This is a genomic window from Acinetobacter radioresistens DSM 6976 = NBRC 102413 = CIP 103788 (assembly GCF_006757745.1).
Classification (GTDB): Bacteria; Pseudomonadota; Gammaproteobacteria; order Pseudomonadales; family Moraxellaceae; genus Acinetobacter; species Acinetobacter radioresistens.
On the sequence record NZ_AP019740.1, the window covers coordinates 394227 to 409880 of the forward strand.

At 44.4% G+C, this 15654-nt stretch carries 16 protein-coding genes; 8 read left to right on the plus strand and 8 right to left on the minus strand.

Going from position 1 to position 15654, the window contains the following annotated elements; all coding sequences use genetic code 11:
• Positions 1 to 246: 246 nt before the first annotated feature.
• A complete protein-coding gene (locus tag ACRAD_RS01825; RefSeq protein ID WP_005023232.1) occupies positions 247 to 867 on the minus strand; it encodes a TetR/AcrR family transcriptional regulator in 621 nt (206 codons plus the stop codon).
• A 77-nt stretch (positions 868 to 944) separates the two neighbouring features.
• Here ACRAD_RS01825 and ACRAD_RS01830 point away from each other — a divergent pair, with 77 nt between their 5' ends.
• Entirely contained in the window at positions 945 to 2594 is a 1650-nt protein-coding gene (locus ACRAD_RS01830) for an acyl-CoA dehydrogenase family protein (RefSeq protein WP_005023235.1), read from the plus strand.
• Between the two features lie 181 nt (positions 2595 to 2775).
• A complete protein-coding gene (locus tag ACRAD_RS01835) occupies positions 2776 to 2961 on the plus strand; it encodes a DUF7230 family protein (RefSeq protein WP_005023237.1) in 186 nt (61 codons plus the stop codon).
• Between the two features lie 13 nt (positions 2962 to 2974).
• Here ACRAD_RS01835 and ptsP read toward each other — a convergent pair whose 3' ends face one another.
• Together ptsP and ACRAD_RS01845 are read right to left on the minus strand one after the other, a co-directional pair.
• Positions 2975 to 5266 carry a phosphoenolpyruvate--protein phosphotransferase gene (ptsP, locus tag ACRAD_RS01840; protein ID WP_005023238.1) on the minus strand — a complete coding sequence of 764 codons (2292 nt, stop codon included), beginning with the start codon at positions 5264 to 5266 and terminating at the stop codon, positions 2975 to 2977.
• Between the two features lie 85 nt (positions 5267 to 5351).
• The gene (locus ACRAD_RS01845) at positions 5352 to 5834 is read right to left on the minus strand and encodes an RNA pyrophosphohydrolase (RefSeq protein ID WP_005016769.1); all 483 of its coding nucleotides are present in this window, start codon (positions 5832 to 5834) and stop codon (positions 5352 to 5354) included.
• A gap of 184 nt (positions 5835 to 6018) precedes the next feature.
• On the opposite strand from ACRAD_RS01845, the gene ACRAD_RS01850 reads away from it, so the two are divergent.
• Positions 6019 to 6669: an HAD family hydrolase gene (locus tag ACRAD_RS01850; RefSeq protein ID WP_005023241.1), complete on the plus strand. Its 651-nt coding sequence runs from the start codon at positions 6019 to 6021 to the stop codon at positions 6667 to 6669.
• A 38-nt stretch (positions 6670 to 6707) separates the two neighbouring features.
• On the opposite strand, the gene ACRAD_RS01855 is transcribed toward ACRAD_RS01850, so the two are convergent.
• A complete protein-coding gene (locus ACRAD_RS01855) occupies positions 6708 to 7580 on the minus strand; it encodes a LysR family transcriptional regulator (protein WP_005023244.1) in 873 nt (290 codons plus the stop codon).
• Positions 7581 to 7801: 221 nt separating this feature from the next.
• On the opposite strand from ACRAD_RS01855, the gene leuC reads away from it, so the two are divergent.
• The 4 genes from leuC to leuB all read left to right on the plus strand — a co-directional run bounded on the left by leuC (position 7802) and on the right by leuB (position 11698).
• A complete protein-coding gene (gene leuC / locus ACRAD_RS01860) occupies positions 7802 to 9235 on the plus strand; it encodes a 3-isopropylmalate dehydratase large subunit (RefSeq protein WP_005023247.1) in 1434 nt (477 codons plus the stop codon).
• A 10-nt stretch (positions 9236 to 9245) separates the two neighbouring features.
• Positions 9246 to 9896: a 3-isopropylmalate dehydratase small subunit gene (gene leuD / locus ACRAD_RS01865; protein ID WP_005023249.1), complete on the plus strand. Its 651-nt coding sequence runs from the start codon at positions 9246 to 9248 to the stop codon at positions 9894 to 9896.
• Positions 9897 to 9995: 99 nt separating this feature from the next.
• The gene (locus ACRAD_RS01870) at positions 9996 to 10568 is read left to right on the plus strand and encodes a hypothetical protein (protein ID WP_005016754.1); all 573 of its coding nucleotides are present in this window, start codon (positions 9996 to 9998) and stop codon (positions 10566 to 10568) included.
• A gap of 50 nt (positions 10569 to 10618) precedes the next feature.
• The gene (gene leuB / locus ACRAD_RS01875; RefSeq protein WP_005016753.1) at positions 10619 to 11698 is read left to right on the plus strand and encodes a 3-isopropylmalate dehydrogenase; all 1080 of its coding nucleotides are present in this window, start codon (positions 10619 to 10621) and stop codon (positions 11696 to 11698) included.
• A gap of 61 nt (positions 11699 to 11759) precedes the next feature.
• Here leuB and ACRAD_RS01880 read toward each other — a convergent pair whose 3' ends face one another.
• Positions 11760 to 12161 (minus strand): hypothetical protein, encoded by a 402-nt coding sequence (locus ACRAD_RS01880; RefSeq protein WP_005023252.1) that lies wholly within the window; start codon positions 12159 to 12161, stop codon positions 11760 to 11762.
• Positions 12162 to 12361: 200 nt separating this feature from the next.
• Positions 12362 to 12583, minus strand: coding sequence for a translation initiation factor IF-1 (infA, locus tag ACRAD_RS01885; protein ID WP_001284370.1), 222 nt, complete (start codon positions 12581 to 12583; stop codon positions 12362 to 12364).
• Between the two features lie 230 nt (positions 12584 to 12813).
• Between infA and ACRAD_RS01890 the strand changes: the two genes are divergently transcribed.
• Entirely contained in the window at positions 12814 to 13821 is a 1008-nt protein-coding gene (locus ACRAD_RS01890) for an AraC family transcriptional regulator (RefSeq protein ID WP_005023255.1), read from the plus strand.
• Positions 13822 to 13849: 28 nt separating this feature from the next.
• Here ACRAD_RS01890 and truA read toward each other — a convergent pair whose 3' ends face one another.
• Positions 13850 to 14647 carry a tRNA pseudouridine(38-40) synthase TruA gene (truA, locus tag ACRAD_RS01895; protein ID WP_005023258.1) on the minus strand — a complete coding sequence of 266 codons (798 nt, stop codon included), beginning with the start codon at positions 14645 to 14647 and terminating at the stop codon, positions 13850 to 13852.
• A gap of 12 nt (positions 14648 to 14659) precedes the next feature.
• Positions 14660 to 15625, minus strand: coding sequence for an asparaginase (locus tag ACRAD_RS01900; RefSeq protein WP_026055457.1), 966 nt, complete (start codon positions 15623 to 15625; stop codon positions 14660 to 14662).
• Between the last annotated feature and the right edge of the window lie 29 nt (positions 15626 to 15654).

The window sequence follows — 15654 nt, forward strand, 5'->3', positions numbered from 1 at the left end:
CTAAACTACTGATCAAATCACTGTATTCTAGCTGCCACTGTTTCCAGTATCGGTAAGGAACCTTATATACCGGCATGTTCACTGCGTATTGGCTCTGCCTTGAACTACGAGCTATATAAACGTTCGGTATATCTGTTCTGTTAAGCATAATTTAGAGGTTATCTGATTGATTTACCAACGATAAAAATTAATGGTTTGTATAGGTAAAAACGATTATTATTTTATTTTTAATTAATTAATTAGATTTTAAGGGCTTAAGGGTAAAAAGCCGGAGATAGCGCGCCGGATATCTTGTTTCAGTTCAAACCAGTGCTGGTATTCCGGCTCCTGAAGCAGGGTCTGTGAAATCATGCCATAAATAATCCGGTGCAGATTGAGGGCAAGACTTTCGAGTTCTTGCCTAGGACAATTGCAGAGGTGCACAAGAACCTTACACCAGCTTTCTACATGTAAGCGATAGTGTTTTTGATAGGCAGACAAACTGGAAATCTGACGTTCAAGTAAAAATAAAGTGGCCCAAATGTGCTGTTCTTGCCAAATACTCTGAATCTGGAAATTAACCAGTGCTTCAATATATAACGCTAATTCTAAAGAAGCTTCTAAGGTATTGGCATACTGTTCTAGGGCTTTGGCCTGCTGTTTAATGTACTGATGGATGCAAAGTGCGGCCAGTTCATCTTTATCACCAAAGTATTCATAAAAAGTACCCAAGCCGACACCTGCCAGCTCAGTAATATCCCGAATAGTGATATCAGGGTAATCTTGAGTATCTAAAAGCCGAACAAAGCTTTCTAGTAAGGCGGCCTGAGTCATGCGCGCACGTGACTGTTGCGGTTTGCGGCGAGCTTTAAAGGCTGGTGTTTTCATATAGGAGAAACCGAACACTATATAGAGCTGATTCTTTTATACTGAAGAAAGATAAGAATGACTATATGGAAAGAAGAATGAATACATGGGCGACTCATCAAATCCAGAATCAGTTTGATGAACTTCAAGACTATAACCTGTTTGATACCGATCCGATATTACAGGAAATATTGCAACGCCATCAAAGTCAAGATCAGGCCAGGCTAAGCCAGTTAGGTACGATAGCCGGTTCTGCCGAATATTATCAGTATGCCGAACAGGCTAACCGCTATACACCGGAGCTTAAGGCGTTTGATGCACGTGGCCGGCGCTGTGATGTAATTGAGTTTCATCCGGCTTGGCATCAGTGGATGGTACTCAACCGCAGCTATGAAGTCCATGCCTATCCTTTTAGTAAACCAGATGATGCACAAGGCTGGCTGAACTGGGCAGCACGTTTTTATTTAAATGGGCAGATCGAATGCGGTAGTCTGTGTCCAACTGCCATGACGCTTGGCAGTATTCCCTTGCTACAGCGTGAACCGGCGCTATGGCAACAGCTGGGTGATAAATTACTGTCGCAGCATTATGATGCGCGCGACCTGCGCATAAGCCAGAAAAAATCAATCTGGTTAGGCATGGGCATGACTGAAAAACAAGGTGGTTCCGATGTGCGTGCCAACCAGACCAAAGCAGTACCAGTCGGACAGCACGGACGTGGGCAGGGTTATCTGATTACCGGTCATAAATGGTTTTTTTCAGCGCCGATGTGTGATGCACATCTGGTGGTCGCCAATACCGAACAAGATGGTTTGGCCTGTTTCTTTGTGCCGCGCTGGCTGGAGGATGGTCGCAAAAACAGTATTCATGTGCAGCGCTTAAAAGATAAGGTGGGTAACCGCAGTAATTCCAGTAGTGAAGTCGAATTTCAGGAGGCTTGGGGAATCATGCTGGGTGAGGCGGGCAGAGGTATTCCGACTATTATTGAAATGGCCGCATATACCCGGCTGACCTGTGTAGTAGGCAGTAGTGCCATGTTGCGTCAGGCACTGGTTCAGTGTCTAGCCTATACCCGGCAGCGTCAGGCTTTTGGTAAACCTCTGGCAGCACAGCCTCTCATGCAATCAGTACTGACCGATCTGGCATTGGAATCTGAAGCAGCAGTACAGTTAGCTATGCATCTGGCTTCCTGCTACCAGCAAGATGATCCGCTGTCTAAAGCCTGGCAACGTCTGATGACGCCAGCTGCAAAATTCTGGATCTGTAAAAGAGTGGTAGAACTGAGTGGCGAAGCAATGGAGGTTTTTGGAGGCAATGGCTACGTCGAAACCGGAATCATGGCACGTATTTTCAGGGAAGCACCGGTAAACTCAATCTGGGAAGGTTCAGGCAATGTAATGTGCCTGGATGTATTACGTGCGGTACAGCGTGACCGCGAATCTATAGAGATTTTAATACATTCATTTGCCGGAACTATTCAGGATGAACCATTGTTACAACAGGAATTACAGCAGTTGCTACAGCTTTTCGCACAAAGTCCAGATCAGCTGCAATTTATGGCACGGACTTTAGTGAGTCGCCTGGTCATTCTGGCACAAGCAGTACTATTGAAAAAATATGCTCCAGATTTTGTAGCAAATGCCTTTATCCAGACTCGCTATACGGCATTTCATGGTCGGGTTACAGGACTGATCGATCTCCATTTAGTTGATATGCAGCGTGTACTGGAACGGGCTTTTCCTGCTTAAAGTTTCTATAATTTTAAGGGTATAAAAAAGCATCTTGATGAGAGGGTAGCGTGACTTTAAAAAATACATACTGCCCCCATCAATATCTCTTGCCAGCAGAGTAAAATAGGCGATAATCTGCTGGCACAGGCTCTGTGTAAAAATAATACTCTGAATTAATCTGACCTGATAGGTAAACACTATGGCAAAAAGCAAGAAGCAGCCAGAAGTTATTATTCATAACTTTGTTGCTAAACATATGCATGAAGTCAACCGCAGTCATGTATTTACAGACCGCAAAAAAAATGCAAAACGCGGTTATAGCAAACATAAGCAAGGGCGATATTCTGATGATTATCGTCCTTCCTGTTTCAGCTTTGCAGCTTAAGTTAAGCTGACATTTATACCACCAGACGGCTAGATTTCACCATATCAGTCAGGCCATGCGTTTTAAAGTAATGCTCAAGCCAGCTTTTTACGACCAGCGGATTATTCATTCTCAGTACTTCTTCCAGTAACTGTTCAGCATCACTAAACGGTGTATGACAGATTGCTTTTCGTACCCTTAAAATATTACTTGAACTCATGGAAAGAGTATTAAAGCCCATTGCCATTAACAATACTGCCGAAAGCGGATCGCCTGCCATTTCTCCACAAATACTGATAGGTTTGTTATATTTCCGGCATTCTCCCACCAGGCGGTAGAGGGCTCGCAGTACTGAAGGATGAAAATGTGAATAGACATTGGCAACCCGAGGATTATTACGGTCAACTGCCAGCAAATATTGAGTCAGGTCATTCGAACCCACTGAAAAGAAATCTACCAGATCGGCGAATTCATCAATCTGTAACAGTACACTCGGTACTTCCACCATGATTCCGATTTTTGGTTTAGTGATCTTGACCTGCTCTTCTTCCTGAACCGCGACCCAGTCCCGTTCTAGCAGATAAAGCACTTCTTCTACTTCACTGACACTGGTTACCATAGGCAGCAAAATGTGCAAATTGTTGAGTCCAATGCTGGCTTTGAGCATAGCACGAATCTGTGAGGAAAAAATTTCCGGATGGTCTAGTGTAAAACGCAGACCACGCCAGCCGAGCGCCGAATTTTCTTCTTCAATTGAAAAATATGGCAGATCTTTATCTGCACCAATGTCAAGCGTACGCATTACTACCGGTTTATTGGCAAAGTGGCTCAGCTGCTGGCGGTAAATTGCACGCTGTTCTTCTTCACCCGGAAAACGGTCACGCAGCATAAAGGGGATTTCAGAGCGGTACAGGCCTACACCTTTGGCGCCGCGTTGAACACCACGGACCACATCGATCATTAAACCAGTATTGACGTAAAGCGGAACCACATGTCCATCTGGCGTGATCGCATCACGAGTCTCATACTGTTTTAAATCCTTGGCGATCTGCTCTTCTTCTTTTTGCACATCTTTATAGCGCTGACGCAGGCGCCGTGGCGGATTAATAAAAACCCGGCCTTGATAGGCATCTACAATCATCTCGACATCATCAAGCGTATTAACGGGTAATTCGGTTACACCGACAACAGTCGGAATACCTAATGCCCGCGCTACAATCACCATATGTGAGTTGGTTGCGCCTTCAGAGGTGACAATCGCAGCAATTTTATCGACAGGTAGCTCTACCAGTGCCGCCGTACTGATTTCTTCACCAATTAAAATACTGTCAGCACTTAGTTCACGGTGACCAGACTCAGCCTCCTGCAAATAAGCCAGAATACGTCGGCCTAAATCTTTTAAGTCTGCCACCCGTTCACGCAGATAATCATCTTCCATCAGGGAGAACAGATTAATATGTTTATCAATTACCCGGCGGACAGCGCCCTGTGCCCAGCTGCCATTTCGAATCAACTCTTTAATCTCGGCCGGCAAAGCATTTTCATCCAGCATCCGTAAAAAGACACTAAACAGCGCCCGTTCATCAGAAATCAGGGAATCCTGCATTTTCTCATCCAGTGCCTTGATTTCAGTACGCACTGACTGTACCGCCTGATCAAGTAAATTCAGCTCATCGCTAATATCTTCTGCTTCACGGTCAGGCACGGCAGCCAAATCAGCCGGAGGATATAAAATGATTGCACGGCCTAAGGCGATTCCACCTGCACCTGAAACGCCTTGAAAGGTTTTATAAGTGGTAGAGTTATTGAATTTTCGAAAGACATCAATATTGCCTACAGCATGGGCATGAGCAATAACGCCGGAGAGCTGTGCACACAGTGTGACTAGAAAAGACTCAGCCGCTTCACTGAAATCCTGTGATTCCCGGTTTTGTACGACCAACACACCCATCACCTTACGGCGATACATGACCGGCACACCTAAAAAGGAGTTGTAGATTTCCTCACCGGTTTCTGGCAAATATAAAAATCGTTCATGTTTAGGGGCATTGTCGAGGTTGACGATTTCCTCACGTTGACCGACCAGTCCAACCAGGCCTTCACCTACCTGTAACGAAACATTCCCGACAGATTCTGGCTTTAAACCTTTTGAAGCCATAAGCAGATAACGCTGATTGCGTTCATCTAGCAGATAAACCGAACACACATCCACATTCATGGCCTCGGCCACCCGGTTCACCATAATTTCCAAGGACTCATGCAGACTGACCGACGCATTGATTTCCTGCACAATACGTCTTAGGGTGTCCAGCTGCATGTTTGACATGGATGAATGCTCCAAATATTTTTAAATCTATTTACTCTTTATAACAGCAGCCCTGACAAAAATCATTCGCGAAAATGCTGAATTTTCAGGATGGCTGCTGTGGTAACTGCATACACAATTCCATCATGGCCCTACGGTAAACATCCCGTTTAAAGTTTACCACCTGTCCGAGCGGATACCAGTAACTGACCCATTGCCACTGGTCGAATTCTGGCGGATTGGACAGGTCCAGCTGGATATGCTCGGAAGAGGCCACTAGTTTTAATAAAAACCACTTCTGCTTTTGTCCGATACATACAGGCTCTGAATCGGAGCGGATGTACCGGTGTGGCAAACGATAACGCAGCCAGCCTTTAGTCTGCGCAATAATTTCAACGTGTTCAGGCAATAAGCCGACTTCTTCTCTCAGTTCACGATAAAGTGCCTGCTCAGGGGTTTCTCCAAACTGGATCCCTCCTTGTGGAAATTGCCATGCATTGTGTCCAATGCGTTTTGCCCATAACACCTGTCCATCATCGTTTGCCAAAATGATCCCGACATTCGGTCGGAAACCTTCTGAGTCGATCATTTGGCTACCTAAATTTATCTATTGGCTTAACTTTGAAATCGGGGATGATAAATAACTGCATCCAGCTCGAAAAAAGATCAAAGTAAAATGTTAAAAATTGCTATGATCTTAACGAATTTCTATCGACTAGCGGAGATAGATTTACATTTTTTTGCTTTAAATTTCAGTTTTAACGAGAATTTTTATGAAATTGGCTTTATTTGATCTGGACCATACGCTCCTTAACACCGATTCTGACCATTCTTGGGGAGAATTTCTGGTCAATGAGGGACTGGTCGATCCGGTACGTCACCGTCAGATCAATGACAGCTTCTATGAAGACTATAAAGCTGGTCAGCTGGACCCGATTGCTTACAATGAATTTGTTTTTGAGTTTTTGACAAAACATGATTTACCTTACCTGACCGAATTGCATGAACGATTTATGCAAAAAGTTATTCGTGCACAAATGCGGCCTCAAGGGTTTGAAACTGTCAAAAAACATCAGGCATTGGGTCATGAAATTGTCGGGATTACCGCAACTTCAGACTTCATTACTGCGCCTATTTTCCGTGAATTCGGTATTACCGAGATTATTGCCACCAATGCAGAACTAATTGATCATCGGTATACTGGCAAGGTAACTGGAATAGCATGTTACCAGAAGGGTAAGCTGGCTCGTCTGGAACAATGGTTAAATGGCCGTACAGTAACCGAATCGTGGGCTTATTCGGACTCAATTAATGACCGGTTCTTGCTCGAATATGCAAGCCATGCTATTGCAGTCAATCCGGATGAGCGCTTGCAGGCCTTGGCCGAGGCACAGGGATGGGAAATTCAGGACTGGTCAATCTAAGCTGTATATCCGGTTTCAAAATATAGCACTTCGAGGTGCTATATTTTTATTTCTGTATCCATCATGTCGATCAGTTCCAGCATGGCTCTGGACTGGCTGCGCCCCGGGTGCCATACCAGACCCAGTTTACGGCTCATTTCCAGCGGAATATTCAGGCGTTGTAAATCCTGATTAATCAGATTTTGTGGCAGGACGGACCAACCTAGACCGATTGAAACCAGCATGCGGATTGATTCTAAAGGATTATTGCTCATTGTGATTTTGGGTTTTAATCCCTTCTTTTCAAATTCTGCAAGCGTAATCTGGCTGGTATAGGTCTGAATTGAAGGTAGCAGGCTCGGATAGGCAATCAGGTCTTCCAGCTTTAAGTTACTGCGCTGGGCGAGTGGGTGAAAAGGTGCGGCTACAAAAACCAAAGGATCATTCCAGATGGTACTGTAATTCAGGCGACTATCTCCCTGTGGCGGCAAGGTTAAAAATGCCAGTTCCAGATCGCCCGCGAGCACCTGTTCGTGTGCCTGTTCAGAGTCAACAAAATGTACATCCAGGGTCACATCTGGAAATTGTTGTACATATTTTTTCAAATGATGGGGTAAGTGATGCAGTCCGATGTGATGACTGGTGCCAATTTTTAGGCGTCCCTGCACCTGACTTTGTTCATGACTCAAAGTATGGTGGATATCACCTAACTCATTTAACCAGTTTTTGACTTTAGGCAAGAGAGAGTGGGCCGCATGAGTCGCCTGTACACCTCGTCCCGCAGATTCAAAAAGTTTAACTCCGAAGTAATCCTCCAGACTGTGGATACGTTTGGTCACCGCAGGCTGGGTGATAAATAGTTGTTCGGCAGCTTGGGAAATGGAACCAGTTTCCATTACCTTGACAAAAGCTTCGAAGGCGGCAAGATTCATGTGGATACTCTATCCTATAAGGATTTTTTATATATTCAGTATTATTTATAAAATTTAAGAAATAATAAAGCAAATCCGATTTTAAGTTATTTCTAATGAATAAAATTTTTTTAATTCCAAAAAGTTTAATAATTAATAAAAATGATAAATTAGATTTATGTAAAATAGCGATTATAATTTAAAATAATTTAGGAAATACCCAGTCCTTGGAGCACATCGACATGGCAGGCAATCAATCAGCAGCAAAAACATTATATGACAAATTATGGGATGATCACTTGGTTTCCCAGCGGGATGATGGTTCATGTCTACTCTATATCGACCGTCATTTATTGCATGAAGTGACATCTCCGCAGGCTTTTGAGGGATTACAGCTAGCAGGCCGTCAACCTTGGCGCTTAAGTGCCAATGTTGCAACACCTGACCATAATGTACCTACCTCCAAGGCAGAGCGGGCACAGGGCATTGCCGGTATCGCAGATGAAACCTCACGAATTCAGGTGCAAACCCTAGATGACAACTGCAAGACATTTAATATTGTAGAATTTGGTATTAATGATATCCGTCAGGGAATTGTGCACGTAGTTGGGCCGGAGCAGGGTCTAACCTTACCAGGTATGACAGTAGTCTGTGGCGACTCACATACTGCAACTCATGGAGCATTTGGCTGTCTGGCTCACGGGATTGGTACATCAGAAGTTGAACATGTGCTGGCAACCCAGTGTCTGGTCCAGAAGAAAATGAAAAATATGCTGATTCGTGTCGATGGCCAGCTTGGTCAGGGTGTCACGCCAAAAGATGTAGTCCTGGCAATTATTGGCAAGATTGGTACCGCAGGTGGCACAGGCTATGCCATTGAATTTGGTGGTCAGGTTTTCCGTGACATGTCGATTGAAGGCCGTATGACTGTCTGCAATATGGCAATTGAGGCTGGTGCACGTGTAGGCATGGTCGCAGTCGATGAAAAAACTATTGAATACGTCAAAGGCCGTAATTATGCCCCGCAAGGTACAGAATGGGATCAGGCTGTGGCTTACTGGAATACCCTGCATTCGGATAGTGATGCAGTATTTGATACGGTAGTTGTATTACAGGGTGAAGAGATTGAACCACAGGTCTCATGGGGTACTTCACCTGAAATGGTTATTCCTGTATCGCAGGCTGTACCTATGTTAGAACAGGCTAAAGATGATGTACAACGCAATGACTGGACCCGTGCTTACCAGTATATGGGCTTAAATGGCGGACAGCCTTTGGCTGAAATCCAGCTGGACCGTGTCTTTATTGGTTCATGTACTAACTCCCGTATTGAAGATATCCGTGCAGCGGCAGAAGTTGTTAAAGGACGCCAGGTTGCATCAAGCATCAAACAGGCGATGGTGGTGCCGGGTTCTGGTTTGGTAAAACAGCAGGCTGAGGCCGAAGGTCTTGATAGAATCTTTATTGAAGCAGGTTTCGAATGGCGTGAACCGGGCTGTTCCATGTGCTTGGCTATGAATGCAGACAAGTTACAGCCAGGCGAACACTGTGCTTCTACTTCTAACCGTAACTTTGAAGGCCGTCAGGGCAATGGTGGACGTACTCATCTGGTAAGTCCAGCGATGGCAGCTGCTGCGGCAATTGCCGGTCATTTTGTTGATGTTCGTTCTTTCTAAGGAGCACACCATGAAAGCATATACTGTTGAACAGGGAATCGTTGCGCCATTAGACCGTGCAAATGTTGATACTGATCTGATCATTCCAAAGCAGTTTTTAAAGTCCATCAAACGGACCGGTTTTGGTGATAACCTGTTTGATGAATTACGTTATCTGGATGAAGGCTATCCGGGTCAGGATAATTCAGTGCGTCCGATCAATCCGGATTTTGTCTTGAACCAGCCACGTTATCAGGATGCCAAAATTTTGTTGGCGCGTCAGAACTTTGGTTGTGGCTCCAGCCGTGAGCACGCACCTTGGGCGCTAAATGAATACGGCTTCCGTACCGTTATTGCGCCAAGCTTTGCTGATATTTTCTTTAATAACTGTTTTAAAAACGGCATGCTGCCGGTTATTTTACCTGAGTCAGTGGTCGATCAGTTATTTCAGGAAGTAAATACCCATGAAGGCTATCAGCTCACAGTAGACCTGGCCGCTCAGCAGGTGTGTACACCTGATGGTCAAAGCTTCAGTTTTGAGGTTGACCCGTTTCGCAAGCATTGTCTGTTAAACGGTTTTGATGATATCGGTCTGACTTTACAGGATGCAGATTTAATCCGTGAATATGAAGCGAAAATCCAAAAGTCACGTCCATGGGTTTTCAATAATATTCAAGGTTAAGCTCGACATTTAGGCGTAGCGCAGGAGTCCAAGTCTTGCTAACATGTTTGACTATAAAAATATTTATAGTTTCTCTATATATGAGGTTGGGCTCGGACGATGAACAGGATATTCGGCCATAGTGTTATTATCAGTTTATGTGGCGTGTTACTTAGTGCATGTCAAAGTACTCAGAACGCGGTAGACACTGTCCGTATTAAATATGCGGAAAAACCAGAATCTCAGACGAATGCGCTGATTTACTGTTCAGGAACAGAAAACTGTGAATTTGAGCGGATTAGTGATATTCAAATCGTTGATCCCTTAACACATCGGGTAAATTCGGAAGCAATCCGTGAAGGAATTGTACGTTTGCAGGGCAGTTCCCTCAGCCAGCCGAATCCGTTGTACCTATCAGTTCCAGCCAAACAGTATGAAGTGGTAATCCGTTTTTATCCTATATCGCAGGATCGGGCTGAAAAACTGCATGTCATTCATCAGTTCAAGGCTAATCAGCGCTATACCTTTCATATGTTTCGTGATCGTTCAAGCAGAACCGGAAGCTTGCTAAATGTTTCAGCACCTGATCCGCTCTGTGTCGATCTGCAACAGGAAAAACGCACGATTCGCCGGTTCTGCCGTCCTTATAATGTATTGACGGGTTTGGGCGAGTTTGTGGAAAAGAAACTTTAATCGCTCATCAGCTGTAGATATACGCTGGTTTTAAAATTATGGAAATGCATATGTCCAAACACATCCTCATTTTAGCTGGCGACGGCATCGGACCTGAAATTATTGCAGCAGCAGAACAGGTCCTTCACCGTGTGAATGAAAAGTTTAGTTTGGACTTGAGCTGGGAACAGGGACTGTTGGGCGGGGCCGCAATTGATGCACATGGTGAACCCTACCCTGAAGTTACCAGTCAGCAGGCAAAAAAGGCAGATGCGATTCTGCTTGGTGCTGTAGGTGGGCCTAAATGGGATACGATTGAACGTTCAATCCGTCCTGAGCGTGGTCTTCTTAAAATCCGTAGCGAGTTGAATCTGTTTGCTAATCTGCGTCCGGCAATTTTATATCCCCAGCTGGCAGATGCTTCAAGTTTAAAACCTGAGATTGTAGCTGGACTGGATATCCTGATCGTACGTGAGTTAACGGGTGGAATCTATTTTGGCCAGCCACGCGGAATCCGGGAACTGGAAAATGGTGAAAAGCAGGGTTATAACACCGATGTATACAGCGAATCTGAGATCAAGCGAATAGCTAAAGTCGCTTTTGAGATTGCTGGACTGCGTGGTGGAAAAGTCTGCTCGGTTGATAAAGCCAATGTACTTGAAGTCACTGAACTCTGGAAGCAAACAATAACTGCATTTCAGGCCGAGCAGTATCCAGAGGTCCAATTATCACATATGTATGTCGACAATGCAGCCATGCAGCTGGTACGTGCGCCAAAACAGTTTGATGTCATCGTAACCGGTAACCTGTTTGGGGATATTCTCTCTGATGAAGCTGCAATGCTGACCGGTTCGATTGGAATGCTGCCATCTGCCTCACTGGATGAACATGGTAAAGGTATGTATGAACCTTGTCATGGTTCAGCACCTGATATTGCCGGCCAGAATATTGCCAATCCGCTAGCCACTATTTTGTCGGTTGCCATGATGCTGCGCTATACTTTCCGTGAAGAAACTGCAGCTCAAGCGATTGAAGATGCAGTAGGCCAGGTATTAGACCAGGGCTTGCGTACTGCAGACATCATGTCACAAGGCATGCAGAAAATCGGAACTGCTGAAATGGGCCAGGCAGTAGTGCAGGCACTCGGCTAATTTAAAAAAGAAATAAAGAACGCAGCTTATGCTGCGTTTTTTATTTTAGTTATAGGATGAGCTAACAGGAACGGCCACGATATTGCACATCTTTGGCAATATTATTTTGAAGAATAAAACTGATCTGACAATACATATCAATTTCATAAGAGTTGGCACCTAAACTGGTAGGGGGGGCAATGACAGCTCCACCTGTGCCTACAGATTGCAGGCCAGACGGAATAGGTACAGCAAGGGGTCGCAAAATCGTATAGCTGAGCTGGTTTGTAGTCTGCACTGGTGAACCTTTAAGCTCATAGCCTAAAGCTGGCAGATTAATCTTGGCTTTAATCTGTTCAGCAGATTGCCCAATAAACTGTTCCAGATAAGTATCGAGATTTGGCTGTGCCTGATAGGTTGTGGTGCAGGCAGTCAATAAACCGGTAAAGCCCAGACCTAGGAAAACAAGTTTTAAACTGTTCATGATCTAACCTATAAATCAGAAAACAATATCAAGCTTAAGATTTTTAAAAACCATAAAGCGTTATAGAACAGTAAAACACGATAAAAGGCGGGATCAAATACAGGAATCTATAAAGAAATTCGGATAGGTAATTTATAAAATATAAAAACAGGTATAAAAAAAGCCACAAAATAGAGGTGGCTTTTTATATTTACTCAGACTTAGCGGGCACGATAAGTAATACGGCCTTTAGTTAAGTCATAAGGCGTCATTTCAACTTTAACGCTGTCGCCAGTCAAAATACGAATATAGTGCTTGCGCATTTTGCCAGAAATATGTGCAATCACTTCATGACCATTCTCTAAACGGACACGGAACATAGTATTAGGAAGCGTTTCGGTGACAACGCCTTCGAACTCAATGAGTTCCTCTTTATTGGCCATAGCCTACCTGATGATCAAATTGGAAAGGCGCAAATTATAGCCAATTTTTGTGTCAAACACAAGACACATCAGGCCTGTCGAGGTTCCAGCTGCTAGTAAATTAAGCGAAGTCATTTCATAAATATTTTCAACAAAAAATACCTGAATAGAGTTGTCAGTTCGGCCAATCACAGTTAATCTAAAATTAATGTTTTAAGTATAAATGAATAACATACAAGGAAGGGTATTGCGTGGGTCAGCTAACTGATGCATCGGTTGTGTTGCGATTTGGCTATCAAGCGATTCGTCGTGCGGGATTACCAACCGAAGAAATATTAACAAAAGCAGGCGTTGCACTGAATCAGGTTGAAATCAATGCACGTACACCTTTAAGCGCACAACATGCTTTCTGGACAGCAGCTGAAGAAGTCAGCAAAGACGCTGATATCGGGTTACATCTAGGTGAACATCTGCCGTTATATCGGGGCCAGGTAATTGAACATCTCTTTATTAGTAGTGATAATTTTGGCGAAGGCCTGAAACGGGCTTTGGCTTATCAGCGTCTGATCAGTGATGCTTTCCATGCCAAACTTATCATAGAAGAAGACAGCTGCTATTTAACAAACGGATCAGTAGCTTCTCCTGATAATCTGGTTAACCGCCATTTTTCTGAGTGTGCGATGTCAGGCGTGCTACGCTTCTTCAAATTTATTACCGAGGGGAATTTCACCCCGATCTTCATTGATTTTAATTTTAGTGAAGGCGCATCGCCAGATGAATACCTGAGGGTTTACGGTTGTCCAGTCAGTCTGGGCCAGAAAGAAACCCGCCTGTATTTTGAACCCTCTATTCTAGATTATCCCTTATGGCAGGCCGAGCCGGAATTATTACAGCTACATGAACAGCTGGCACTGGAAAAATTGCAGGAACTGGCGCGTTATGACCTGGTCGGAGAAGTGCGGCGTGCGATCGGCTCTACACTAGAAAGTGGTGAAACAACCTTGGAAACTGTAGCTGCCCAGTTGAATATCACGCCTCGACGCCTACGCACCCAACTGAGTGAAGCTAATACCAGTTTTCAGCAAATACTCTCTGATTACCGTTGCCGACTGGCAAAAAAGCTTCTTGCCAATACCAGTGAAAGTGTAGAACGCATTGTATATCTGACAGGCTTTTCTGAACCGAGTACCTTTTATCGGGCTTTTAAGCGCTGGACCAATGAAACGCCGGTAGAGTACCGAAAACGTAAACAGCGTTAAAAAAATGCCGGTCTGAGACCGGCATTTTCTATTCTGGCAAGTTAAGCCAATGTGGGCCAAGTGGTAATTGCGGTAATGCAAACTGCTCGGGATAATAAGCCTGAATAAAATACAGTCCATCTGCAGGGGCGGTCATTCCTGCAGCACGGCGGTCTTCTGCTGCAAAAATACTATCAATATGGCCAATGTCATACATGCCTTGTCCGACTTCTAGCAAACAACCTACAATATTTCTGACCATATGATGCAGAAAACCATTGGCCTGTATATCTAGGACCAGATAACGTCCGTGCTCGAACAGCTCGCAGTGAGTTACATCACGTATCGGCTGGTTAGACTGGCAGGCAGCAGCACGAAAGCTTTCAAAATTATGTACACCACGAAACTTTTTTGCAGCTTCCTTCATCTTTTCAATATCAAGCTGCTGATAAACATGAGTCACCTGTTTATGCAGTAAGGCAGGCCGATATGGGGCATTGTAAATGACATAACGATAGCGGCGGGCACAGGCCTTGAATCGGGCATGAAAATCTTCACCCATGGGTTGTAACCACTGTAGTGCAATATCTTTTGGTAACTGGCTGTTTGAACCCATCATCCAGCCACGTTCCGTGCGAATGGCATGGGTATCAAAGTGTGCAACCATATTAGTGGCATGTACACCAGCATCAGTACGCCCGGCACCATGCAGAATAATTTTTTCATCGGCAATTTTACTTAAAACCCGCTCCAGAGTTTCTTGCACACTCGGGACACCGGCCTGCTGAGTTTGCCAGCCCCGATAGCGAATGCCGCAAAACTCTATACCGACTGCATAACGTTGCATACTGTTCCTCTTTTAAGACTGCGTAGACCAGCCCTGATACCGTTGCTCGCAAGATGGATATTTTAAATAGATTTGCAGGGCTTTTGCATAAAGATCTGCATTGCTATATGTATTATTGACTAAAATATTGGCTTGTTTAACCCAGCTACTGACTGCATAGCGTTGATCCATGCTGCCAAAAGGAACCTGAGTAGCCAGAACAGGTAAGCAGCCCTTATGCTGAAATTTTTGCAAGCATTCGATAACAGCCTGGTTAACTGCCAGATTTCCTGTGCCAAAACCTTGTAGAATTAAAAAGTGTGGGGGTTCATCTTGTAATAAGCTTAAATTCTTGATGAGATGTTCTACAGGCTGGGGCTGAAGTTGCCAGCTGATCAGGTTAAAACTCTTCGCCTGTTCAATTATGTCATCCTGGACGGAAATCTCTTCCTTATAAACAGGGAAATCTTGGTCAGCCTCTATTCCTTTAAAAGCATCCAGCTCAGTAGTATGCATTTTCATGACAGACTGGGCATGAAAAACCTGCTGGTGAAATGCTAGATAGACTCCGGCTGGTTTGCGGGAAACCTGTTCCAAGGCAAAATATAGATTATCGACAGCATCTGTAAATACCCGGGGGGCATTGCCTTGGATATCAAGCAACGGATACTGACTACCGGTTAATATTACATGGCAAGACTGGCCTAAAAAACGTGCCAGCAATGCTGCAGCATAACTTAACGTATCTGTACCATGGATCACCACAAAGTAAGTGTAGCGTACTTTAAGCTGCTGTATATACTGTACAAGCAAAAGCCAGTCAGCAGCACTGCAAGCACTACTATCTTTAATTAAGGGTGCAGCAAGACAGTCGACCTGATACTTGGCAGGAAGAGTATTTTGCAGTTTAGGGAGAAATTCTGTTTCCGGCATGGGCGTCAATGGCTCACCTACACAGCCGAAAGTTCCTCCCATATAAAGTAAAGCAATCTTTTTCATCATAAAAAAAGGCAGTCATATGACTGCCC

Bases quoted from the DNA above. Each gene is read 5' to 3' on its own strand.
- ACRAD_RS01825 (WP_005023232.1), bottom strand. From the start codon at position 867: ATGAAAACACCAGCCTTTAAAGCTCGCCGCAAACCGCAACAGTCACGT.
- ACRAD_RS01830 (WP_005023235.1), top strand. From the start codon at position 945: ATGAATACATGGGCGACTCATCAAATCCAGAATCAGTTTGATGAACTT.
- ACRAD_RS01835 (WP_005023237.1), top strand. From the start codon at position 2,776: ATGGCAAAAAGCAAGAAGCAGCCAGAAGTTATTATTCATAACTTTGTT.
- ptsP (WP_005023238.1), bottom strand. From the start codon at position 5,266: ATGTCAAACATGCAGCTGGACACCCTAAGACGTATTGTGCAGGAAATC.
- ACRAD_RS01845 (WP_005016769.1), bottom strand. From the start codon at position 5,834: ATGATCGACTCAGAAGGTTTCCGACCGAATGTCGGGATCATTTTGGCA.
- ACRAD_RS01850 (WP_005023241.1), top strand. From the start codon at position 6,019: ATGAAATTGGCTTTATTTGATCTGGACCATACGCTCCTTAACACCGAT.
- ACRAD_RS01855 (WP_005023244.1), bottom strand. From the start codon at position 7,580: ATGAATCTTGCCGCCTTCGAAGCTTTTGTCAAGGTAATGGAAACTGGT.
- leuC (WP_005023247.1), top strand. From the start codon at position 7,802: ATGGCAGGCAATCAATCAGCAGCAAAAACATTATATGACAAATTATGG.
- leuD (WP_005023249.1), top strand. From the start codon at position 9,246: ATGAAAGCATATACTGTTGAACAGGGAATCGTTGCGCCATTAGACCGT.
- ACRAD_RS01870 (WP_005016754.1), top strand. From the start codon at position 9,996: ATGAACAGGATATTCGGCCATAGTGTTATTATCAGTTTATGTGGCGTG.
- leuB (WP_005016753.1), top strand. From the start codon at position 10,619: ATGTCCAAACACATCCTCATTTTAGCTGGCGACGGCATCGGACCTGAA.
- ACRAD_RS01880 (WP_005023252.1), bottom strand. From the start codon at position 12,161: ATGAACAGTTTAAAACTTGTTTTCCTAGGTCTGGGCTTTACCGGTTTA.
- infA (WP_001284370.1), bottom strand. From the start codon at position 12,583: ATGGCCAATAAAGAGGAACTCATTGAGTTCGAAGGCGTTGTCACCGAA.
- truA (WP_005023258.1), bottom strand. From the start codon at position 14,647: ATGCAACGTTATGCAGTCGGTATAGAGTTTTGCGGCATTCGCTATCGG.
- ACRAD_RS01900 (WP_026055457.1), bottom strand. From the start codon at position 15,625: ATGAAAAAGATTGCTTTACTTTATATGGGAGGAACTTTCGGCTGTGTA.